At 70.3% G+C, this 22198-nt stretch carries 22 protein-coding genes; 11 read left to right on the top strand and 11 right to left on the bottom strand.

Going from position 1 to position 22198, the window contains the following annotated elements; all coding sequences use genetic code 11:
* The first annotated feature begins 91 nt into the window (after positions 1–91).
* Positions 92–1237, top strand: a complete 1146-nt coding sequence (locus FHU30_RS36945) for a PucR family transcriptional regulator (protein ID WP_253882207.1) — start codon at positions 92–94, stop codon at positions 1235–1237.
* Positions 1238–1353: 116 nt separating this feature from the next.
* Here the strand turns inward: FHU30_RS36945 and FHU30_RS36940 are convergent, their stop codons facing one another.
* Positions 1354–2199 (bottom strand): alpha/beta hydrolase family protein, encoded by an 846-nt coding sequence (locus FHU30_RS36940; RefSeq protein ID WP_253882206.1) that lies wholly within the window; start codon positions 2197–2199, stop codon positions 1354–1356.
* A gap of 360 nt (positions 2200–2559) precedes the next feature.
* On the opposite strand from FHU30_RS36940, the gene FHU30_RS36935 reads away from it, so the two are divergent.
* From FHU30_RS36935 to FHU30_RS36915, 5 genes are all read left to right on the top strand, one after another.
* Entirely contained in the window at positions 2560–4845 is a 2286-nt protein-coding gene (locus tag FHU30_RS36935) for a sensor histidine kinase (RefSeq protein ID WP_253882205.1), read from the top strand.
* 16 nt (positions 4846–4861) lie between these two features.
* Positions 4862–5233, top strand: a complete 372-nt coding sequence (locus FHU30_RS36930) for a DUF742 domain-containing protein (protein ID WP_253882204.1) — start codon at positions 4862–4864, stop codon at positions 5231–5233.
* A complete protein-coding gene (locus tag FHU30_RS36925) occupies positions 5214–5837 on the top strand; it encodes a GTP-binding protein (protein WP_253882203.1) in 624 nt (207 codons plus the stop codon). The genes FHU30_RS36930 and FHU30_RS36925 overlap by 20 nt, the downstream gene beginning before the upstream one ends.
* 113 nt (positions 5838–5950) lie before the next feature.
* Entirely contained in the window at positions 5951–7156 is a 1206-nt protein-coding gene (locus FHU30_RS36920; protein WP_253882202.1) for a lipase family protein, read from the top strand.
* Between the two features lie 185 nt (positions 7157–7341).
* Entirely contained in the window at positions 7342–8121 is a 780-nt protein-coding gene (locus FHU30_RS36915) for a DUF1963 domain-containing protein (protein WP_253882201.1), read from the top strand.
* Between the two features lie 94 nt (positions 8122–8215).
* Here the strand turns inward: FHU30_RS36915 and FHU30_RS36910 are convergent, their stop codons facing one another.
* Positions 8216–8422 (bottom strand): tautomerase family protein, encoded by a 207-nt coding sequence (locus FHU30_RS36910; RefSeq protein ID WP_253882200.1) that lies wholly within the window; start codon positions 8420–8422, stop codon positions 8216–8218.
* Positions 8423–8522: 100 nt separating this feature from the next.
* Positions 8523–9257 (bottom strand): SDR family oxidoreductase, encoded by a 735-nt coding sequence (locus FHU30_RS36905; protein ID WP_253882199.1) that lies wholly within the window; start codon positions 9255–9257, stop codon positions 8523–8525.
* Between the two features lie 111 nt (positions 9258–9368).
* Between FHU30_RS36905 and FHU30_RS36900 the strand changes: the two genes are divergently transcribed.
* Together FHU30_RS36900 and FHU30_RS36895 are read left to right on the top strand one after the other, a co-directional pair.
* On the top strand, positions 9369–10064 hold the full coding sequence (locus FHU30_RS36900) for a TetR/AcrR family transcriptional regulator (RefSeq protein WP_253882198.1): 696 nt from the start codon (positions 9369–9371) through the stop codon (positions 10062–10064).
* Between the two features lie 110 nt (positions 10065–10174).
* Entirely contained in the window at positions 10175–10900 is a 726-nt protein-coding gene (locus FHU30_RS36895) for a nucleoside/nucleotide kinase family protein (RefSeq protein WP_253882197.1), read from the top strand.
* Positions 10901–10926: 26 nt separating this feature from the next.
* On the opposite strand, the gene FHU30_RS36890 is transcribed toward FHU30_RS36895, so the two are convergent.
* From FHU30_RS36890 to FHU30_RS36880, 3 genes are all read right to left on the bottom strand, one after another.
* Positions 10927–11424: an SDR family oxidoreductase gene (locus tag FHU30_RS36890; RefSeq protein WP_253882196.1), complete on the bottom strand. Its 498-nt coding sequence runs from the start codon at positions 11422–11424 to the stop codon at positions 10927–10929.
* Positions 11424–11675, bottom strand: a complete 252-nt coding sequence (locus FHU30_RS36885; protein WP_253882195.1) for an SDR family NAD(P)-dependent oxidoreductase — start codon at positions 11673–11675, stop codon at positions 11424–11426. Before FHU30_RS36885 ends, FHU30_RS36890 begins: the two co-directional genes overlap by 1 nt.
* An 86-nt stretch (positions 11676–11761) precedes the next feature.
* Complete coding sequence (locus tag FHU30_RS36880) at positions 11762–12511, bottom strand: SDR family NAD(P)-dependent oxidoreductase (RefSeq protein WP_253882194.1); 750 nt, start codon at positions 12509–12511, stop codon at positions 11762–11764.
* Between the two features lie 127 nt (positions 12512–12638).
* On the opposite strand from FHU30_RS36880, the gene FHU30_RS36875 reads away from it, so the two are divergent.
* Both FHU30_RS36875 and FHU30_RS46560 read left to right on the top strand, forming a co-directional pair.
* Positions 12639–13238 carry a TetR/AcrR family transcriptional regulator gene (locus tag FHU30_RS36875; RefSeq protein ID WP_253882193.1) on the top strand — a complete coding sequence of 200 codons (600 nt, stop codon included), beginning with the start codon at positions 12639–12641 and terminating at the stop codon, positions 13236–13238.
* 199 nt (positions 13239–13437) lie between these two features.
* The gene (locus tag FHU30_RS46560; protein ID WP_301324210.1) at positions 13438–16188 is read left to right on the top strand and encodes a DUF2961 domain-containing protein; all 2751 of its coding nucleotides are present in this window, start codon (positions 13438–13440) and stop codon (positions 16186–16188) included.
* A gap of 33 nt (positions 16189–16221) precedes the next feature.
* Here FHU30_RS46560 and FHU30_RS36865 read toward each other — a convergent pair whose 3' ends face one another.
* The 4 genes from FHU30_RS36865 to FHU30_RS36850 all read right to left on the bottom strand — a co-directional run bounded on the left by FHU30_RS36865 (position 16222) and on the right by FHU30_RS36850 (position 20252).
* Entirely contained in the window at positions 16222–16563 is a 342-nt protein-coding gene (locus tag FHU30_RS36865; protein ID WP_253882192.1) for a hypothetical protein, read from the bottom strand.
* Between the two features lie 342 nt (positions 16564–16905).
* Positions 16906–18144: an IS256 family transposase gene (locus FHU30_RS36860; RefSeq protein ID WP_372503872.1), complete on the bottom strand. Its 1239-nt coding sequence runs from the start codon at positions 18142–18144 to the stop codon at positions 16906–16908.
* 237 nt (positions 18145–18381) lie between these two features.
* On the bottom strand, positions 18382–19506 hold the full coding sequence (locus FHU30_RS36855; protein ID WP_253882191.1) for a sensor histidine kinase: 1125 nt from the start codon (positions 19504–19506) through the stop codon (positions 18382–18384).
* A gap of 179 nt (positions 19507–19685) precedes the next feature.
* On the bottom strand, positions 19686–20252 hold the full coding sequence (locus tag FHU30_RS36850) for a hypothetical protein (RefSeq protein WP_253882190.1): 567 nt from the start codon (positions 20250–20252) through the stop codon (positions 19686–19688).
* 272 nt (positions 20253–20524) lie between these two features.
* Here FHU30_RS36850 and FHU30_RS36845 point away from each other — a divergent pair, with 272 nt between their 5' ends.
* Positions 20525–21733 (top strand): threonine/serine exporter family protein, encoded by a 1209-nt coding sequence (locus FHU30_RS36845; RefSeq protein WP_253882189.1) that lies wholly within the window; start codon positions 20525–20527, stop codon positions 21731–21733.
* 55 nt (positions 21734–21788) lie between these two features.
* Here FHU30_RS36845 and FHU30_RS36840 read toward each other — a convergent pair whose 3' ends face one another.
* Entirely contained in the window at positions 21789–22148 is a 360-nt protein-coding gene (locus FHU30_RS36840) for a nuclear transport factor 2 family protein (protein WP_253882188.1), read from the bottom strand.
* Positions 22149–22198: the final 50 nt, after the last annotated feature.

The following is a 22198-nucleotide window of genomic DNA, read 5'->3' as shown; positions in this document are numbered from 1 at the left end:
GCACGGCGATGGGGGGAATGCCCAATCTCCCAGACCGGCCCGGGGGTGTCTTTCCGCATCCGGGGCAATATTTGCGTGGAATGATTGGGCGATGTCCCCAATCGAGGAGCGGCTCTCGGCGCACCTTCCGGAGTTGACCCGCGCCGCGGTGGAGGCCTGCCGCCGCGAGGTCCCCTTCTACCGCTCGCTCCCGCCCGAGCTGCTCACCGGCGAGGTGGCCGACAGCTTCGCCGACGCCGGACGGCTGTTCCTGGACCTGTTCGTCCAGCGGCGCCTCCCCAACGGCGCGGAGTTGACCGAGGTCATCGAGCGCTCGGCGCGGCGCGCGGCCGACGGCGTCCCGCTGGACGCGGCGCTGTCCGCCTACCTGATCACCATGATCACCACGTGGGACTGGGCGTCGGCGACGGCCGACACCGACGAGATGCGCCGGTACGGCAGCCACACCCTGCGGTTCCTGGCCTCGGTGCTGCCGGCCCTGATCCTGGCCCACCTGTCCGAGCAGCAGCTCATCGAGAACCAGCGCCGCGACATCCGGGGCGAGCTGATCCGGGCGCTGCTGTCGGGCAAGGCCGCGCACGCGCTCGCCGAGCAGTCGGGGGTGCCGCTGGCGCCCGGCTACCGGCTGCTGCTGTTGCGGCTGCGGCTCGGATCGGCCGACGCCCACCGCGCCGGACGCCGGCTGCAGGCCGCGCTGGACGCGCACCAGCAGACCGACGTGCTGGCCGACTGCACGGCCGACCCGGCCACGGTCCTGCTGCCCGCCGATGCTTCGGGGGATCTGTCGGACCTGGTCGCCGGTCTGGAGGAGAGCATCGGATGCCAGATCACCGCCGCCGTGGCCGACGCGCCCACCCTGCCGGAAATCCCCGAGGCGTTCAGCGAGGCGGCCCAGGTCGTCGATCTGGCGTCCCGGCTGGGCCTGCCGCCGGGGCTGTACCGGCTCGAAGACGTGCTGATCGAGTACCAGCTGGCGCGTCCTGGCCGGGCGTTCGCCGCCCTCACCGCCTGCCTGGAGCCGCTGGAGGAGAACCCGACGCTCCTGCAGACGGCCGAGGCGTTCGTCCGGCACGGTCACAACCGCAGCCGCACCGCCGACGAACTCCGCATCCACCGCAACACCCTCGACTACCGCCTGACCCGGGTGGCGAAGCTGACCGGCCTGGACCTGTCCAGCGCCCGGGGCCTGCAGCACCTGGACGCCGCCATCCTGGTCGGCCGGCTCCGCCACCAGTGACCGCGCGGAGCGGGAGAGGCGCGTCCGGGACGGACGGCGTCCGGTTCAACTGACGTCCGTCCGCCCGAACCGCACGCATGGCCCGGAACGCGCCTCCCGATGCGTCCTCGGGCGGGTCAGGGGCCGGGGATGGCGAGCGCGAGCGGGTTGCGCTCGGTGGCCAGCCAGGTGGGGCCGGAGCAGATCCCGCAGCCGGGCCCGAAGAAAATGCCGCGCGCCTGCTCGTCGCCCATCAGCTCGAACCGGAACCAGGCGGTGGTGATGCCGCGGAAGCCCCCGCCGTCACCGGCGGCGGTGAAGTGCGTGGCGCCCGCCAGCTCGGTGAACTCGGCGGGAACCTGGGTGCTGGACGTGTAGAAGTTGTGGACCCAGTTCGGGTTGACGACGGTGTCGTCCTGCCCCGCCAGGTACAGCGTCGGGCCGTGCAGGTTGGAGGTCGAGGCCAGCGGTCCAGGCTCGATCGGCACGGTGGTGTCGACGCGGGAGTCGGCCGAGGACTGGATCGCTCCGGCTCCGCCCTGGGAGTGGCCGGACGCGCCGACCCGGGTGAGGTCGACCTTGCCGTGGAACGGCGAACCGGACGTCCCGTTGAGCGTGGTCAGTCGATCGATCCCCGCGCGCATCGCCGTGCCGGAGTTGGCCTGGGTGGTGTTGGCCGCGGCGACGATGAACCCGTGGCTGGCCCAGTGCCGCAGCAGCGCGTCATAGGCCGCGGGCGTGACGCCGGTGCCGTTGCCCCAGATGATCACCGGGTGCTTCAGCGGGTTGGTGGCGATGTCGGACGGATAGTAGAAGGTGGTGACGGACTCGGTCTGCACCGAGACCGCATAGGGGCCCGCGGTGCCCCAAGCGCCGTTGACCGAGGGGAATCCGGTCGTGGTGTCGGCGCGGGCCGGGACGGGCGACAGCAGCAGCGAGCACGCGGCGGTCGTGCTCGCCAATGCGCTGACGATGCGGCGCATGAACCCTCCAGATGGCTCTGACCGGGCGCGGCAGGGGTGGTGTGTGATGCGCGCCACGTCCGGCGGCCCCTCAATCTGCCACCGGCCCGAAGTCTCTGTCTTTCGGCAACCGGGGCATATTTCGGCAGCGTCCTTTGTGCGATTCACCGAAGGACGACGTGCCTAGCGTGCGCACCGGCCCGGCGGTACTCACTTTCCGGCAGACCTCCGCGCGAAATCGACGATGTCCTGCGCGTCGTCCCTCCCTACCGTCGTGCCAGCTTCAGTCCTGGTGCGCCTCACGGCACAACGACCGTCGCGGCGGCGGCGGTAGCTCGTCATCGCCGGACCTTCCTTGCCCAAGGGGGAACAGTGCGGCGAATGAGCAAACGCCCCGTCCACCGCCGGACGCGCTCGATCCGGGCCCGCGTCCTCAGCATCGCGCTCATCCCGGTCGTCGCGATGCTGCTGATCGGGTTCGGCCTGTCCGGTTACCTGGTCAAGCAGGGCCTGAGCTCCCAGGCGTTCGCCGACGTGCACCGCGACGGCATCCCGATCACCAGCGCGTACGTCGCCGACCTGGAAAAGGAGCGCGCTCTGACCATGGGCGTGCTCGCCGGCCGCGGCGGCGACCGCGAGGAGCTGGCCGCCGTCCGCCGCAAGGTCGACGCCGACCTCACCGCGATGATCGGCTGGGCCGGGCACGTCGCCCAGTACGCGCCGCAGACGAGCGGGCAGATCACGCAGATGCGGCAGTACGCGGTGCGGTTCCAGAGCATGCGGGCCGCGCTCGACGCGGGCAAGGTGAGCGCCACCGACGGATTCGCCTTCTACAACAAGATGCTGGAGGCGCTGGTCATCGGCGCCAAGCGTTTCGCGCTGGTGGCGAGCAACGCGCAGGTCGCCTTCGAGAACGTCGTGGCGTCCGACCTGTTCGCCTTCATCGAGAGCCTCGCGCAAGCGCACTCGCTCGGCGTGTACGTCCAAGCCCAGCGGACACGCGCGAACGTCGCGCAGTTCACGGTGCTGTCGGCGTCCTACCGGGAACCGCCGGCGACGCTGATCGTCAATCTCACGCCCGGCGAGCAGGCCCGCTTCGCCCAGCTCCTCCGCTCGCCCGAATGGGCCGCCCTGCGCGCCGGCGACGCGGCGCTCGCGGCGGGCAAGAAGTTCGACGCCTCCGGCTGGGACCGCGCCTCCGGTGCCGTCCAGAACGAGCTGACCCAGCTGTACCTGTCGCATTCGGCCTACAAGTCCGACCTGGCCGAGCACCACGCCCGCTCCACCCTGCTGCTGTCGGTGTCGGTGGCGGCCGGGGTGGCGGTCCTGACCCTGCTGATCACGCTGATCTCGCTGCGGTCGGCCAACCGGCTGGTCGCCCGGCTGCGGCGGCTGCGCGACCGGACCCTGGAGCTGGCCGACCGCGACCTCCCCGCCCTGATGGCCAAGATCGGTTCGGGAGAGCGGCCGGACGCGGCGTCCGCCGTGCCCCGGCTGGAGTTCGGCCACGACGAGATCGGCGAGGTCGCCGAGGCGTTCGGCAAGGCGCAGCACGCGGCGGTCACCGCCGCGGTCGCCGAGGCCGAGACCCGGCACGGCGTCCGCGCGGTCTTCCTCAACATCGCCCACCGCAGCCAGGCGATCGTCCACCGGCAGCTGCGCGAGCTGGACCAGATCGAACGCTCCGAGGACAACCCCGACCTGCTCGACCGGCTGTTCCACCTGGACCACCTGGCCACCCGCGCCCGCCGCAACGCCGAGAACCTGATCATCCTCGGCGGGGAGAAGGTCGGACGGCAGTGGCGGCACCCGGTCAGCCTCAACGACGTCATCCGCGGCGCCGTCTCGGAGACCAAGGACTACACCCGGGTCGCGGTCGGCGGCATCCCCGACGCCTTCCTGGCCGGATCGGCCGTCGCCGACGTCGGACACCTGCTGGCCGAACTGGTCGACAACGGCACCTCCTTCTCGCCGCCGGAAACGCGCGTCACCGTCCGCGCGAACATCGTCGGCAAGGGCGTCGCCGTCGAGATCGAGGACCAGGGGCTGGGCATCCAGCCCGAGGTGCTCGGCCGGCTGAACGACCTGCTGCACCAGCCGCCGGACTTCAGCTTCATGGCGCTGGCCGGAGACCTGCGGATCGGCCTGTTCGTGGTCGCGCACCTGGCCGCCAAATACGACATCCGCGTGAAGCTGCGCGAGTCGGTCTACGGGGGAGTGCAGGCGGTGATCCTTCTGCCGTCGACCGTCATGGTGGACGAGCGTCCCGCGGCGCGGCCCCCCGTGCCCCCGCCTCCGCCGCGCCCGGCACTGCCCGAGCCGCCGGCGACGGGCTCGTCCGGACTGCTTTTCGAACCGACGGAACTGGCGACGGTTCCTGGATACCCCGCGGAACCCGAGACCCGCGATGGTCCGCTGCAATGGGGATCGGCGGCGCGGCGCGCTCCGCTGCCGCAGCGCCAGGCCCAGAACAACCTGAACCCGAACCTGCTGGACGCGCCCGAACCGCCGCCGCCTGCGCCCGTCGCGGACTCGGGCAGCCGCGACTCGGGCAGTCACGAACGCTCGGCGCACGCGCTGGCCGCCTTCCAACGCGGCACCGCCCAGGCCCGCGCCGACGCTCGCACGAGCGCCGCATCCGCAACCGATTCCGTCCCGCCCGGCTGAAAGGGACGAGGCCGAAGTGGATGAACAGCAGCGCTGGTGGTTCGACGACGCGGCGGGACCGGTCGTCCGCCCCTACACCCTCACTCGCGGACGCACCCGCACCGACGGCATCGACCTGGACGTGGTCACCCTGGTCGTGGCCATCCAGCCGCAGGTGAACGCGGCCCGCGTGGACGACGCGTCCGCCCGGCTGCTGCGGGTGTGCGAGCACCCGCTGTCGGTGGCCGAGGCCGCGGCGGGCGTCGGCCTTCCGCTCCGGGTCGTCAAGGTCCTGCTCGCCGACCTCATCCAGCAGGGCCTCATCCTCCGCACCCTCGACCAGCCGGCGGCGGCCGGGCCCGACATCACGATCCTGCGGGAGGTACTCCATGGTCTCCGCGCCCTCTAGCGGGCAGAGCCCCCAGGCCGCCCTGGACGCCACCACCGTCAAGATCCTGGTCTCCGGCGGTTTCGGCGTCGGCAAGACCACGGCGGTGGGGTCGGTGAGCGAGGTGCCTCCGCTGCGGACCGAGGAACTCATCACCGAGACCAGCAGCGCCGTCGACGATCTCACCGGCATCGAGGACAAGGACACCACCACGGTCGCGCTCGACTTCGGCCGCATCACCATCAGCAGCAAACTGATCGTCTACCTGTTCGGCACGCCGGGCCAGGACCGGTTCTGGTTCATGTGGGACGAGCTGGCGGTCGGTGCGCTGGGCGCGATCGTCCTGGCCGACACCCGCCGCCTGGACAGCAGCTTCGCCGCCATCGACTTCTTCGAGCGCCGGAACATCCCGTTCCTCATCGGCGTCAACTGCTTCCACCGCGTCCAGCCCTACAGCATCGAGGAGGTCCGTGCGGCTCTCGGCCTTTCCGCGGCCGTTCCCATTCGGCTGTGCGACGCCCGCGAGCGGCATTCCAGCAGGGACCTGCTCATCGACCTGGTGACGCACATCATCGAAGGCCCCGCCGCTTCGCGCGAGCCGGAAAGCGGCATAGTCACATCATGAAAGCGGCATAGTCACATCCTGATGAAAGGACGCGAGAAATCGCAGCAGGAAAAGGCGCCGGAATGCTCCAGGGTGGGTGCTCGTCATCGTCCATGCCCCCGACTGGAGTGACCATGAGAACAGCAAGCGCCTGCCTGGCCGTCGCGCTGGCGGCCGCAGCGCTGACGGGAACCGGCACGGCCTCGGCGGACCCGATCGTCGCGGGTTCGCAGGTGCCCGACCAGGACCCCTTCTACGCCGCCCCGGCCGACATCGGCACCTACGCGCCCGGCACCCCGATCGCCACTCGGCCCGTCGCCCTCACCATGCCGGGCCTGACCGACACCGACGCCTGGCAGATCTCCTACCGGACCAACGATTCGCACGGCGCGCCCGAACTCGCCGTCACCACCCTGGCCGTCCCGAAGACCCCCTGGACGGGTTCGGGCCCCCGGCCGGTGATCTCGCTGCAGCTGGCCGAGGACGCCACCGGCACCCAGTGCGCCCCGTCCTACCTGCTGGCCAAGGGCGCCCTGCAGGACGCCCCGACCGCCGTCCTCGCACCCCCGATGATCAACAAGGGGTACGCGGTCGCCTTCCCCGACTTCGAGGGCCCCAAGTCGGTGTACATGGCCGGGCCGCAGGCCGGGCACGCGGTCTTGGACGGGATCAGAGCCGTCAAGCGCGTCAAGGCCGCGGGCATCGGTGAAGGCAACCCCTGGGGCCTGGACGGCTACTCCGGCGGAGCCGAGGCGACCGGATGGGCCGCCCAACTCCAGCCATCCTATGCGCCGGAGGTGAAGCTCGCCGGAGCGGCCATCGGCGGCACTCCCGCCGATCCCGGCATCGTCGGCCGCTCCCTGGACGGCGGCCCCTTCAGCGGGTTCGAGATCGGCAGCGAGTACGGCCTGATGACCGAGTTCCCCGAGGCGCGCATCGACACGCTGCTCAACGCCGACGGCAAGGCGGCCATGAAGGCGGCCGCAGGCAAGTGCACCAACGACCTGCTGCTCGGCTTCGCCTTCAAGAAGATGTCCGACTACGTCACCGTGCCCGACTTCTCGTCCGTCCCCTCGGTCGCGGCGATGCTCAAGCGGAACACCTTGGGCGCGGCCGCGCCGCTGGCGCCGGTTTACGACTACCACACGATCGCCGACGAGATCGTCCCGGTCGGGCAGGACGACACGCTGGTCAAGGCCTGGTGCGCGGGCGGCACGTCCGTCCAGTCGGTCCGCGACCCGCTCGGCGGCCACGTGACCGAGGCCCTCACCCGCTCCGGCGACGCCCTCACCTACCTGAGCGACCGCTTCGCCCACAAGCCTGCCCCGACCACCTGCTGAGCCTGGTGCACGGGTGCGTTTCGTGACGACTGATCGGCTCGGCTGACATCTGGCTGTCGGCGCCTTTCGTCTCGGCAGGCGCTCTTTCCCAAGCCGAACGCGTTGCGCTCGGCCTCGCCGCCCGGCGAGGCCGAGCATCGCGATCCCGGGAGACCACCGGCCAATCGGGCCCTAGGCTCGCTCCCGTGACCGATACCCAAGGCATTGACGAGACCCCGGCGGCGAGGGGCGCCCGCTTCCGCGCGGAGGCCGCGGCCCGCGGTTTTGAGGCCGCCGAGGTGGAGTCCTACATCAGCACCGCTCGTCCGGCCGTCTACCTGGCGTCGGACGGGCCCGGCCCGGTGGTGGCGCTGACCGGCGGGCATCCGCCGCTGCCGGAAGACGCTCCCGCGCCGAAGGCGGCGTTCGTCGCGTCCGTCGACTGCGCGGCCTTGCCTCCGGGCGCGACCGATCTGCCACTGCCCACCGAGGGTCGGCTGCTGTTCTTCGCCGACCCCGATCCGGGCAGCGGAGCAGTGACCGCCGACGCCGTCCGGTACCTGCCTGCCGGGACACCCTTGGTGGAGCGTTCGGACGATCCGGACGACGGTCCGGGCGCCTATCGCCGGGCGCGGCTGGACTTCTGCTTCCACCAGTGGTCGTGGCCGTGGCGCGAGGAGGACGACGACGAGGAGTCGGAGCGGGCGGCCGAACTGGAGTCAGCCTGGTCGCACGTGGTCGGCTGGCGTCCGCACTGGCGTTTGCAGCTGGGCGGCGAGCCGGTGGTGTTCAACGACGACCCGATCGAGGTCGTCCGGGACGAACTGCCGCTACCCGACGGCGACGAGTGGACGTTGCTGGCCACCTGGCGCGGTGAAGACGACTGCGAGGAGTTGGAAGCGGGCCTGTTCCACTGGGTCATCCGCCGCGCCGACCTGGCCGCTCTCCGCTTCGACCGGGTGTACGTGTACGTCGACGCCTTCTGACGGCCAAAGCGTTCGGGCCTCGCGCCCGCAGACGAGTCTGTCGGCAAGAAGTCGGGGCCGGACCCGGGAGGGTGTCCGGCCCCGAGGGTTGGGGTCAGCTGCGGCCGAGCATTTCGGCGGTGAGGATGTTGCCGCCGAGGCCCCAGCCGCCATCGGGAACCTCATCGACCAGGACCAGCGTCGTAGCCCGGGCGCGCTCGCCGTACACGTTGGCGAAGGCGTCGGTGACGGCGTCGATGAGCTTCTTCTTGGACTCGGGGGTCAGGGTGTCGGCAGGGACCTTGAGGTTGGCGAACGGCATGATGCGACCTTTCTCGTGGTGGTGATTCACAGGGAGGCGGTCGAGGACGGCATGTCCTCGATGCTCCGGTGACGGGGACGGCCCGTCGTGCGCGGGGGGATCAGATGATGCCGCCGTTTGCGCGGACGACCTGCCCGTTGACCCAGTGTCCGGCCGGGCCGGCCAGGAAGCAGACGACCTCGGCGATGTCCTCGGGGGTGCCGAGCCGCTCCAGCGGCGGCTGCTGGGCGAGCCGCTGGATCGTCTCCTCGTCCTTGCCGTCCAGGAACAGCTCGGTGGCGGTCGGGCCGGGCGCTACAGCGTTGACCGTGATGTCGCGTCCGCGTAGCTCGCGGGCGAGCACCAGCGTCATCGCCTCGACGGCGCCCTTGCTCGCGGCGTACGCGCCGTAGGTCGGGAACTGCAGGCCGACCACCGAGGTGGACAGGTTGATGACCGCGCCCCCGTCGCGCACGCGGCGCGCGGCCTCGCGGGCCATCACGAACGCGCCGCGGATGTTGGTGCGGTGCAGGGCGTCCAGCTCGTCCAGATCGAGGTCGGCGATGGGGGAGAGCGCCAGCCGTCCCGCGGAGTTGACGACCACGTCCACCCCGCCGAAGGACTGCTCGGCTGCCTCGAACATCGCCGCGACGGCGGCCTCATCGGCCACGTCCGCCTGGACCGGGATCGCCCGGCCCCCGGACGCGGTGATCTCCTCCACCACCTGAGCGGCGGCGGAGGCCGCCCCCTGGAACCCCACCGCGACCGCGAAGCCGCGCGCCGCCAGCGCCACAGCGACGGCCTTGCCAATCCCGCGGGAGCCGCCGCTGACGACGGCAACACGCTGCTCACTCATAGAGAACCCCCTTGCTCGATATCGCCGGTACGGCAGGGCCGTATCAGTGTTACGACGCCACGCTAGCACAGATCCGTAGCATCGTTATCGGATGGCGGTATCATCGATCGCATGGCAGAGGTGGACCCGCTTCGCGCGGCGATGATCGAGGCGGCGGAACGGCAGCTGGCCTCGTCCTCCGACCACGAGATCGCCACGCGGGCGGTCTGCGAGGCCGTCGGCGTGAGCCAGCCCGTGCTCTACCGGCTGTTCGGTGACAAGCGCGGGCTGCTCGACGCCGTCGCCGACCACGGCTACGAGCGGTACACCGCGCTCAAGGCCGCCCAGGAGCAGACCGGCGACCCGGTCGCCGACCTGCACGCCGGCTGGGACGGCCACATGGCGTTCGCCCAGGCGAACCCGGCCCTCTACCAGCTGATGTTCACGCCCCGCCCGTGGTCGCACTCGACGGCGCGAGACCGCGTGACGGAACTGCTGGTGGCCACGCTCACCCGATGCGCGGCGGTGGGCGCTTTGAAGCTCGACCCGCAGACCGCCGCGCAGCTGATCCTGCCGGCCAACATCGGCGTTGCCCTGGACCACATCGCCCGTCCCGCGCTGTTCGACGACCCCGCGCTCTCCCATCGCATGCGCGCCGCCGTCTTCTCCCAGGTGCTCACCACCCCGTCCGCCCAGGACGATGCCGACCCCCTGCGGACCGCCGCGCTACGCCTGCGGGCGCAACTCCAACTCGGCGGCACCGAGGCCCTGGAACCAGTCGAAACCGCCCTCCTCCAACGCTGGCTCGAACGCATCGCCCACCCCTGACCCCGCGGACGCGAGCACCCACTGCAGGGGCATTTGCTGTAGGGGCATTTGCTGCAGGGGCAGTTGGTGCCAGCTCGGTGAAGCCGTGGTCGGAGCGCTAGCTTCGCGTCATGGAAGTTCGACGCGCGCGGGTTCATCGTTCGGTCTCGACTTGGCAGCAGCCCACGCCCCCTGCCGGGACGCCTGAGCGCACCGCGGTGGTCGAGCGGATCGCCGAGCGCATCCTCCGCCTGGGCGCGGGACGGCTGCGGGTGGCGATCGACGGCCTGACCGCCGCAGGCAAGACCGGCCTGGGCCACGAGCTGGCCGAGCAGATCAGCGCTGCTGGACGTCCGGTGCTGAGGGCGAGCCTGGACGACTTCAAACGGCCATGGCGGGAGGCCCATCTCTACGACCGCACCTCCGGCGAGGGTTACTACCGCAACGCCTTCGATTACCCGGCGATCGTGAGCCTGCTGCTGCAACCCGCCGGGCCGCGCGGTTCGGGACGGTGCGTCCTCTGCGGCATCGACCCGCTCACCCAGCAGGACCACTCGGCGATCACGGTGCAGGCGCCACCGGACGCCGTGGTCGTCGTCGACGGGGTCTTCGCCTTCCGTCCGGAGATCAACGAGCACTGGGACCTGCGGATCTGGCTCGAAGTGGATCCGGAGGTGTCGCTCCGGAGGGGCATCGCCCGAGACCAGGCGATGGAGGGTAGCGGTGCCGAAAGCCTGCACCGCGACCGCTACGTCCCCGCCGAACGCCTCTACATCGCCGAAGTCGGGCCGGCGCGCCTGGCCGAGGTCGTCGTCGACAACACCGACTTCGACCACCCGAGAATCCTCCGGATCTGAACTCCCATCGAAGGCGCGGACGGCGTTCAGTACGCGAGTTCTCCAATGCCGCCGTCCACGCGCAGGACGGTGCCGGCGGTGTAGGCCGACTCGTCCGAGGCGAGGTAGACGGCCGCCTTCGCCAGCTCGGTGGTGGTGCCGAGGCGATGGAGGGGGACGGTCCGCCGGAGTTCGTCGTAGATGGCGGCCTGGCGTTCGGGGCCGAGCGGTCGGAAGGTGTCGGTGACGGTCGGTCCCGGGCTCAGCCCGTTGACCCGGATGCCCCGGTCCTTCAGCTCGTAGGTCAGCCCGCGGGCGAGGGACAGCAGACCGGCCTTGGCGGCGCCGTAGACCGCGGCGTCCTGGTGGCCGATGAACGCCGAGACCGAGCCGACGAGGATCACCGAGGCGTGCGGTGAGAAGAGCGGCAGCAGGGCTTTGACCAGGAAGAAGGGCGCCTTGAGGTTGGTGGCGACGAGCCGGTCGAAGGCGTCCTCGGTCCAGGATTCGATCGGCAGGTGGGTGACGTCGGCGGCGTTGCTCATCAGGATGTCCAGGCGCGGCCACTCGTCCTGGAGCCGCGCCGCGAGCGCCGCCTGGCCGGGACGTCGCCGGCGTCGCTGCGGAGTGGGAGGAGTGGACCGTCCAGCCGGCGGGCGGCCTCGTCCAGCCGCTCCTGCGAGCGGCCGGTGATCGCGACGGTCGCTCCCTCGGCGAGGAACTGGCGGGCGGTCTCCAGCCCGATGCCGCCCGTCCCGCCGGTGATCAGTGCGTACTTTCCGTCAAGTCGGCCCATCGAAATCCTTCTCCTCACGTGCGCCCGAGGCGCGGGTTCTTCGTAGCGGGTGGTCGGGGCGATGACGCCGCCGTGATCGGTGCGGGTCAGATGGCGGTGCGGCCGCCGTCGGCGGCCACGACGGCGCCGGTCACGTAGCCGGCCTGCTCGCTGGCGACGAAGGCGATCACCTGCGCGACCTCGACCGGGTCGGCGGCGCGCTTCAACGCGGTCGTCAGGCCCATGCCCCCCACGTCCGGGCCCAGCGCCGCCACCACCTTGGAGGTGGTCATCGGCCCGGGCGCCACGGCGTTGACGCGCACGTTCGCGGTGGCGAACTCGGCCGCCCAGGTGCGGGTCAGGGACTCCAGCGCCGCCTTGGTGGCCCCGTAGACCGCCATCGGCGGCATGCCCAGCACGGCCGCGGTGGAGCTGACGTTGACGATGCTGCCGCCGCCGCGCGCGGCCATCTCCGGCGCGAGCCGCGCGACCAGGAGGAACGGTGCGCGCACGTTGACCGCGAAGGCGGCGTCGTAGTCGGCGATGTCCTGCTCGGCGGTCGAGCTGAACGGGACGATGCCGGCGTTGTTGACCAGGATGTCCACCGCCCCGGCGGCGTCGGCGAGCCGCTGGACGGCCTGCGGGTCGGCCAGGTCGGCGGGGACGAAGCGCACGCTCGCCGCAGCGGCGCCGGCTGTGCTGCGGACGTCGTCCACCACCTGCTCGCCGCGGTCCGGATCGGTGCCGGTGACGATCACCTCCGCGCCGCCGGCGGCCAGGAGCCGCGCGGTCGCGTGCCCGAGCCCGCCGAGGGCGCCCGAACCGGTGACCAGTGCCGTCTTGCCGGTGAAGTCCATGTGCTGCCGCCTCTCGTCCCGCCGGCACGCTCGCGCGGCCGACTTCTGTGCAGTCGTTCAATAAGTCGTCCGGGCATCACCGTACGACCTTTTGTGCAGCCGGTCAAAAAGTCCTAGGGTGGGGGGCATGGCACGGACAGGGCGTCCCCGCGCATTCGACAAGGACCAGGCTCTGGAGCGCGCGCTCCTGCTGTTCTGGTCCCGCGGCTACGGAGCGACCTCCGTTCAAGACCTTGTCGATGCGCTGGAGCTGGAGCGCGGCAGCCTGTACGGCGCCTTCGGCGACAAGCGGAGTTTCTACCTGGCGGCGGTCCGGCTGTACTGGGACATCTACGAGCGCCGGCTGGCCGAGGCGCTGGAGACCGGGCCGGTGCTGCCCGCGCTGCGGGAGGTGCTGGCCATCCCGACCCAACTGCAGGAGTACGCCTCCGACGTCGGCGTTCCGCAGGGGTGCATGATCGGCAACACCCTCGCCGAGCTGGTCCCGCAGGACGCCGAGGCCCGCGAGGTGGTGGCCCGCTCGAACGCCCGGTTCGTCCAGATCGTCGCCGACGCGCTGCGGCGCGCGCAGGCCGAGGGCGAGGTCACCCAGGCCGCCGACCCCGAGGATCAGGCGCGGCTGCTGCTGTTCACCGTCCAGGGCCTCTCCCTGGTCTCGCGCACCGGACTCGACACCGCCACCGCGCTCTCCGCCGTTGACGCCCTGCTGGACGCGCTCCGCGCCTGATCCGCAGAATCGACCGCTCCCCGTCCGGGGACTCGTCAACTGCTAGCGACCGATGGCGCAGTTGTCACGGGCGGATATGGAGCTGCCATCTCAAACAGATGACAATGTCTGTATGAGATCCGGTTCCTAGACGTCTGCGGGCTCGGCGACGCCGCCCAGGTTCGGCGCCCCGAGCGGGCTCGGCCCTTGGAGAGTGCGCATGAGGTACCTTGCGAGGCCCCGGCGTCGGTCGGTGTGGCCTGTCGTCCTGGTCCTGGTCGTGTCCGTGCTGGTGGCGGCCGCGCCCTGCACCGCCCACGCGGACGGATTCAGCGCGAAAGGACCCGTGGGGTGGGACACCCTGCGGCACCTGGAGCAGTTCGCCACCCTCCCGCAGGGCGTGCAGACCCGCCAGTTCTCCAGTTTCGACCGGGCGCAGAACAACAACGATTACAACCACTGCCTGCGCCACATCGACATCACCGGGTGCGTGATGGCCGAGGCGGACGGGCCGGGCGAGATCGATGCGATCTGGCTGACGTCGATGCTGATCTCCTATGGCGGCAACGACGTGGGCAACATCGTCGTCGTCCTCGACGGCAAGACCGTCCTCAATGCCGGCCTGTGGTCGGTCGTCAACGGCACCCTCGGAGCGCCGTTCGTCTACCCGCTGGTCGCCAACGCGAGCCAGAGTTCCGGCGCCGCCTACATCGGCGTTCCGATGACCTATCGCTCGTCGATGCTCGTCTACACCACCGGCACGACCGTTCCCGACTTCTTCCACGTGACCTACCGCGCGTTCGCCGACGCCGAAGGCGTCTCGACCTTCGACCCCGCCGACAAAGCGCCGGACGTCATCTCCAGGCTCCAAGCCGCCGGCACCTCCGATCCCAAGGCGGCCCAACCCGGCGCCACCACGACCCGGACGCCGTTCACCCTGGCGCCGGGGCAGTCGGTCGCCTTGGCCACGCTGCACGGCCCGGCATCCGTGTCGGCCGTCCAACTCGACCTGCCCCAGCTTGCGACCGCCTCCACCGGACGACTCGTCCTGACCACGGCGCGGATCCGGATCGAGGTGGACGGGCGGCAGACCGTGGACGCCCCCGTGGGGGAGTTCTTCGGCTCCAGCGGCGACCGAGGCTGGGTCGCAGCGCTAATGACGGGCCTTGACCCCGCCTCCGGCAGAGGGTCGTCCTGGTGGCCGATGCCCTTCGCCGACAACGCCACGCTCACGCTGTACAACGGCAGCGACAACCTCACCCTCACAGGCAACGCGGCGATCACCTCGGCACCCTGCCCCACGTGCGCAACGGCCCTGGCCGACGGCCGGATCGGCTACTTCCACGCCACATCGCACTCCGTCCCCGCCGCCGAGCAAAAGACCGGCCGCGACTACACGCTCCTCGCGGTCAGCGGCCACGGCAAATTCGCGGGCGTCGCGCTGGGCATGGCCGGACCCAGCACCGGCGCGTTCATGGAAGGCAACGAACGCGTCTACGTCGACGGCAGCCGCTCACCCAACCCCAACGGCACCGGGACCGAGGACTACTTCAACAGCGGCTGGTACTTCCGCAACGGCCCATACAGCATGCCCTTCACCGGAAACCCGGTGAACCAGACCGCGACCTCCGGATGCCCGTCCGACACGCAATGCGTCTCGGCCTACCGGCAAGCCATCACCGACGCCGTCCCGTTCACCTCATCTATCAACTACGGCATCGAACACGGCGGCACCGACAACATCGCCGCCGACTATTCCTCCACCGCGTTCTGGTACGGCGACACCCGCACCACCCAGCGCGTCAGCGACACCCTGGACGTCGCCGACCCCGCGAGCGAGACCGCCCACAACTACACCTCGGCGACCCCCGGCACCCCCGGCCGCCTCACCGACACCTACGAAGGCAACGACGGGACGCCCGAACCGGTGACGATGACCGGCCGCACCACCCGAGCACCGGTGACGTTCACGATGGCAGTCGACCCCGCCAACACCGGCGTCACCCTACGGCGCACCAGCGACCAGAACCTAGGCCCCCAGAAAGCCACCGTCACCGTCAACGGCGCCCCCGCCGGAACCTGGCTGGAACCACTCGCCAACCCCAACCACCGTCTACTCGACGACAACTTCCTCATCCCCCCGGCGCTGACCGCCGGACGACAACAGCTGACCATCACCCTCACCCCGGCCCCCGACGCCCCAGCGGCCTGGTCGGCCCTGCGCTACACGGCGCTGTCCCAGGTCCCGCCGTCTACCGACACCACCGCCCCCGCCGCCGCGTCCGACGTCGTCGCCCGCGCAACCACCACCACGTCCGCCCTACTGACCTGGCAACCAGGGACCGCCGATCACTATGCGGTCTACACCGCCCGGGGCACCGCCCCCACGATCTCCGCCGCCGACCTTGCCGGAACCACCCCGGTCCCCTCCTTCGCCCACGACGGACTGGACGCCGGCCAGACCTGGTACTACCGGGTCGTCGCCATCGACGCCGCCGGACACCAAAGCCCGCCTACGCCACCGGTCTCCCTGACGATCAGAGCACCAATCCAGCTCAACGCCTGGAGCCTCATCACGACAGCCAAGGGAACCGCACCCGCCACACCGCAGTTTTGGCCCATCTGGCCCGGCGGAGCCCAACTGCTGATGTCGGCCACCGCCCCCGGCCAGCACACCACCCTCACCTTCAACATCCCCGCTGCTGGCCGCTATGACCTGTCGGTCGTCCACTCCCTGGCACCCGACTACGGCGTGACCACCCTGGCGATCGACGGCACCCCGCTCGGCGCCCCCTTCAACGGCTACGCCCCCGCCCTCCAGGTCACCCCACCCCAGGACTACGGCCCGTTCACCCTGGCCGAAGGCCCGCACACCCTCACCCTCACCGCGACCGCCAAAGCCCCCTGGTCCACCAACCACTACGCCGGCATCAGCACCCTGACCTTCAGCCCCGCCAGCACCCCCACCTGACGCTCCCGCGGAACGACGCGTTCAGGAAAGTGCCTAGTCGCGGCTGCGAACAACCGATTCCTGGCGTGCGCTGACGCTGGCGTCGGAGTTCTTCGTGAACCGGACGATCAGGACGCGATCGCGGTCGGACGGCGCGGTCACCGCGAACGCCCGTCCCTGGTTCAGCCCGGGCGCCCGGAAGAGGACCCGGGACCCGAACGCCGTCCCCAGCATCGCGCAGCGCCGGTGCCCGTCCCGGTCGAACGGGTCGCGCTCGTGCCCCGTCGGCTGCAGCGCCTGATCGACCTTCCTGATGTCAGGCCGCGCCGCAGTCCCGACGTTGACGCTGTTCCACACATGAAACGCCACGTCCGAACAGACGGCCACCCTGCTCACGGCCTGGGGATCCGGATCCCCACTACCAGCATTGGCAACGCAACCCCCGACGACCAACACCCCGCATCCCACACCCCCAGCCCAGACGACCACCCCACCAACCCGCCTCCGACCCGCCCAGCCCACCGACCCTCCCCAACAAGACCGTCGTCATCGAGACACCAACCGCACCGGCCCGACCACCGCGCTGGCCAACACCCATTCGCCTCAACGCAGATCCACACCAGTCAGCTCAGATAGATGCCCCAGACCACCTGTTGGTTCAGAGAAAGCCCGACAGGTACCGCCGGGATGGCGAGCTAGGGACTGTCAATTTTTCGGTGTAAGTCGATCTTGGATGGGTTAGTTGTTCCTGGTCAGGCGGCCGTCGAAGTGGATGTCGAAGGCGTTGAGGGCCGGCTTCCAGCGGCGGACCCAGGCGCCACGGCCTTTGCCGGTGGGGTCCAGTCCCATGAGCGCCATGTAGAGGCATTTCATCGCGGCCTGCTCGGTCGGGAAGTGGCCGCGGGCGCTCACGGCCCGGCGGAGCCGGGCGTTGATGGACTCGATCGCGTTCGTGGTGGCGATGACCTTGCGGATCTCGACGTCGAAGGCCAGGAATGGCACGAACTCGGCCCAGGCGTTGGTCCACAACCTGACGATCGCGGGATACTTGCGCTCCCACTTCTCGGAGAACTCGGCGAACCGGTCGAACGCCGCGGCCTCGGTCGGGGCGGTGTAGACGGGCTTGAGATCCTTGGCGAGTTTCGACCAGTCCTGCCTGCCGGCATAGGCGAAGCTGTTGCGCAGCAGATGAACCACGCAGGTCTGCACCACGGTCTGCGGCCAGACCGCAGCAACCGAGTCAGGCAGCCCCTTCAGCCCATCACAGACCAGCATCAGGACGTCCTTGACACCGCGGTTCTTCAACTCGGTGAGGACACGCAGCCAGTACTTGGCGCCCTCACCGTCACCGTGCTCACCGGCCCACAGCCCGAGGAAGTCGCGCTGCCCGTCGACCGTGACGCCCAGGGCGAGGTAGATGGGGCGGTTGGCGACCTGGCCGTCCCGGATCTTCACCCGCAACGCGTCGATGAACACCACCGGATACACCTCGTCCAGCGGACGCGACTGCCACTCGGCCATGCCCTCCAGCACCCGGTCGGTGATCGCCGAGATGGTGTCCTTCGACACCGACGCGCCATACACCTCGGCCAGATGCGCCGAGATCTCACCCGTCGTGAGCCCCTTCGCGCTGAGCGACAACACCATGCCGTCGATCCCGTCCAACCGCCGCTGCCGCTTCCGCACGATCTGCGGCTCGAACGAGGCGTCCCGGTCCCGCGGCACCTCGATCTGGACCGGACCCGCCTCGGTCAGCACCGTCTTGGACCGCTTCCCGTTCCGGGAGTTCCCACTGCCGCGACCAGCGGCATCGTTTTTGGCATAGCCCAGATGAGCGTCCAGCTCGCCCTCAAGCGAAGACTCCAGCACCAGCTTGGTCAGCTGCTGCAGCAACCCACCCTCACCCGACACCGGCAGACCCTGCGCCTGCAACTGCGCCACCAGATCAGCAACCTGCCCAGCCACAGCCGAAGGCACCTCACCAGCGGACTCACCGCCATCAACCGGCTTGCTCACGTTCGTCACAGGTGTCTCCTACACCTCAGGAGTTACACCGAAATTTCTACAGTCCCGCGAGCCTACGAAGGGGAGTGACGAGCCTCGTCAACTCGCTCCACCGCGAGGTGGCTACGGTGAGGGATGGTTATGAGGTGCGGCATGCATGCATGCATGCATGCCCAAGAGTCCACCACCGCTGGCCCGCTCACGGCCGCGTCATCGGTCTAAGGGGGCCTCGCTGGAAGGCGGTGGCTGGTGGGGCGTTCCTGCGTGGGCTTCGGGGAGGCGGATCGTTACCAGGAGGCCGCCGGTTGGGCGGGGGGCGAGGTCGAGGGTTCCCTGATGGGCGCGGACGATGCTGTGGACGATGGCCAGCCCGAGCCCGACACCCGCGTGGCCGTCGGTGCGGGCGCGTTCGGCTCCGCGTTGGAAGGGCTCGGTGAGGGTTGGGAGGAGTTCCGGTGGGATCTGCTGGCCGGTGTTCTCCACCTGCAGCACGCTCGCGCCGCATTGGGAGGTGGTATGGACCCTCACCATGCCGTCGCTGGGCAGGTTGTGGACGATGGCGTTCTGGACGAGGTTGGTCACCATCTGCAAAAGGAGTTCGGCCGACCCGAGCGCGTGCGTTGCCTCTCCGGTGACGTGGAGGGTGATCTGGCGCTGTTCGGCGAAGGGGAGCAGCGTTTCGGTCGCCTCTTCGGCGATCAGGGACAGGTCGACGGGGCTGCGGGTGAAGCTCTTGCGGTCGGCGCGGCTGAGCAGCAGGAGGGCTTCGGTGAGGTCGATCGCCCGCGTGTTGACCGTCCGGAGGCGGTCGATCAGCTCCCTCTGCTTCTGGGTGAGATCGGCAGGCGCCACGTCGAGGAGCGCCCTGGAGATCGCCAGCGGGGTGCGCAGTTCGTGGGAGGCGTTGGCGGCGAAGCGCTGCTGCTCGGTGATGTGGGATTCGAGCTGTTCGAGCATGGTGTCGAACACGTCGGCCAGTTCGCGGAACTCGTCGCTGGGGCCTTTCAATCGGATGCGGTGGGACAGTGACCCGTCCGCGGCCATCCGGGCCGCTTCGGTGATCCGTGTCAGCGGTGCGAGCATCCGGCCGGCCAGGAGCCATCCGCCCACCAGGCCGAACACCAGGAGGAACGCCAGCGCCATGGCCGTGGCCGGGAGGAGGCGCAGCCGGACCGAGCGCGCCAGCCTGCCATCGGGAGCAGCGAGCGCCCACGGTGCGTACCGCACCATGTAGGCCCCGATCACCGCCAGCAGGATCGCGCCGGCGAACATGAGGAAGCCGGCGTAGCTGAGGGTGAACTTCAGCCGAGCGCTGAGCCCTGGGCGTCTGGTCATTCCGGCCGCGTCCCGCCCCGGACGGCCTCGGGCGGGGACGGCTCGTCCTCGACGATCAATGCGCGCATGCCCGGAGCCTAAACACCCAGGGATATCGCCGACATATGCGAAACCGGCCCCCATGAGCGCACCGACCGGACGGGCCCGCGAGGGGGCTGGGCGGTGCAGGCGTGCGTTGGTCAGTTGAGGGCGATCAGGTCGAAGGGGTCGCCGCCGGAGCCGCTCCCCTTGGCGGAGAAGGAGGGGAAGTCGGTGTTCCCGCCGTTGGCGAGCCAGGTCATGTTTCCCTGGGCGTTGACGACGGTCCCGTTGGGGCGCTGCTTGAAGGCGATGAGGTTCCGGAGCTTGTCGTTGGCCGGGTTGGTGCAGGCCTTCCCGGAGGCGACGCTGGAATCGATGAACGGGAAGATGCAGTACCCGTCCTCGCCGAACACGGTGCCGTAGCCGCCTGCGTCGACCGCGCGGCGCTCCCAGCGCTGGGCGGCGTTGTTCGGGTCGCAGGCGCTCAGCCGGATCGAGTGGGCGGCCTTGTTCAGCGTGGCGCACAGCGTCTTGCCGTTGCCGAAGGTGTGCCTGATCTGGAACGGCGTGTTCAGCGGTGGGAACTGTGTGGTGGCGCGGGCCGCCGACGCTCCCGCGGCCGCGTGGTGGGTCGAGGCGGTCGCGGCCCCGGCACCGGCGAGCAGGGGCGCGGACGTCGCGCAGATCACGGCGGTGCGGGCGACGCTGAGAGCCTTCACATGCACGAGGGAAATCCTCCTGTCGGTAGAGGAGTCGCAGTGGGCGGACCCGAGACTCACTTGTCCGATGGTCGCATACCGTAATCGGACTATTACAATTTGCTTCACGGTGTGTCCCATGTGCTGGCCGTGCCCTTGGCCAACGGCGTCGCCGGCTTGCGCGCGTCACCGGCGAAGGGTGGGGGTCCCCTTGCCTGGGGTCAAGATCTACTTTGCTCGGGGGCGGGCACCCAGGAGGTGTGGCGCGAGAACCCTCGGACGGCGAAGTCGAGCGAGCGATGCAGCTGCTGCCCAAGCTCGGGCAGGAGATGTTCACCGCCGGCTCGGAAACACGCACGATCATCACCGCGCTCACCGCCGTCGCCGGACGGCTGGGCCTGCGGGGCCTGGTCGTCGACCCGATGGGCCGCTCGCTCGCCCTGACCTACCGGGAACGCCACAAGCCGCCTTACACCCTGGTCCAGGTGAACCCGGTGACCAGCGACCGCGACCTGTCGAAGCTGTGCGTCACCCACCGGCTGGTGGAGGATCTGGTGCACGGACGGGTCGACCCGGTAGAAAGCATCACCGAGCTCGACCGCCGGCTCAAGGCCCGGTCCCAGGTGCCCGGATGGGCGCGGCTGCTCGGCGGGATGGTCCTGGCGATGGCCATCTACCTGCAAGCGGGCGGACCAGCCGCCGGACTCGTCGTACCGGCGGTGTTGCGGATCCTGGTCGACCGGGGCGGCGAGCTGCTTCACCAGACCAAGCTCCAGGCCTTCTATGCCACCGTGGGACAGGCGATGTTCATCGCCGCGTCCGGTGCGGCGCTCGTCCACATCGGGCTCCCGGCCGCCTGGGTGACCGCGGCCGTCGCGGCCAACCTGGTCCTGCTGCTGCCGGTCCTGGCGGTGGTGTCGCTCACCGAGGACACCGTGTTCGGCTACCCGCTCACGGCCACCTACCGCGCGGTCATCGTGATCCGGACGATCTTCGCGCTGACCGGTGGCATCGCGGTCGTCAACTCCCTGAGCCCCACCGCCCAAGGCCTCCGGCACAGCCTGGCCCACCTGGAGTTCTCCCCGCTCCCGCTCGCGCTGACGCTGCTGGCCGCCGCGATTGGGGCGGCCGGCAACGTCGTCCTCGCCGGTGGGGGACCGGACCTGCTCCTCGGCGGGATCGGGGCCGGGGTGCTCGCGGCGGCGGTGAAGGGGATCTGCCACCAGCAGCTGTCCATGCCCGCTCCGGTCGCCGTGCTGATCGCCGCGACCGTCCTCGGCCTCGTCGCCGGCTGGGTCGGCGGCAAACGCGACCGCCCCGCCACCGCCATGATCATCCCTGGCGTCACCGCGGCCTTGCTCCCGAGCACGGCGGTCGTCACCGCCCTGCTGCGCTACGGGCAGCAGACGGGCGTTTTCCACGCCTACCAGCAGGTCCTCATCACGACCGCGACGATCGGCGTCGGCGTCGTCCTCGGCACCACCCTCAGCCGCCGCCCCCTCACCTGAGCCACTTGGGGCTGGCCCCGTCCGGGCAGGGATTCCTTACTCGCGTGACAACAGGTCAATCGGTCGTGCTGGCGTGGGCGGCGATGACTCGCCAGCCGTGCGTGTCGTCGTGGAGCCAGGTACGGGTGTAGCGCATCCTGGCCGCGAACGGCGTCCCGGAGATGGTCCCTTCGACGGTGCCGAGAAACCACGTCACGCCAGTGCGGCCATCGGCGAGCACGGTCAGCTCCTCCTCGGCCAGCCTGGTCACCACCTGCGCCCGAGTGCGGTGCAGCTCCAGGTCGTCCGCCTTGGTCTGGACGTTCGCACCGAAGGTGAAGATCAGCCGGTCGTCCAGCAGCCGGTCCAGCGCCTCGACGTCCCCGGCGAGCTGCGCGGCCTGAAGTCGGTGCTCGGCGTCCCGCAAGTCCTCCATGAGCCCCACCCTCCCAGCCGGCGCCGTACGCGCGCCAGGACGTTCACGCT

Origin of the sequence: Actinomadura rupiterrae, assembly GCF_024172125.1 — a bacterium.
GTDB lineage: Bacteria > Actinomycetota > Actinomycetes > Streptosporangiales > Streptosporangiaceae > Spirillospora > Spirillospora rupiterrae.
The sequence above is the reverse complement of the archived record's forward strand: the minus strand, read 5'-3'. Positions and strand labels throughout refer to the sequence as shown.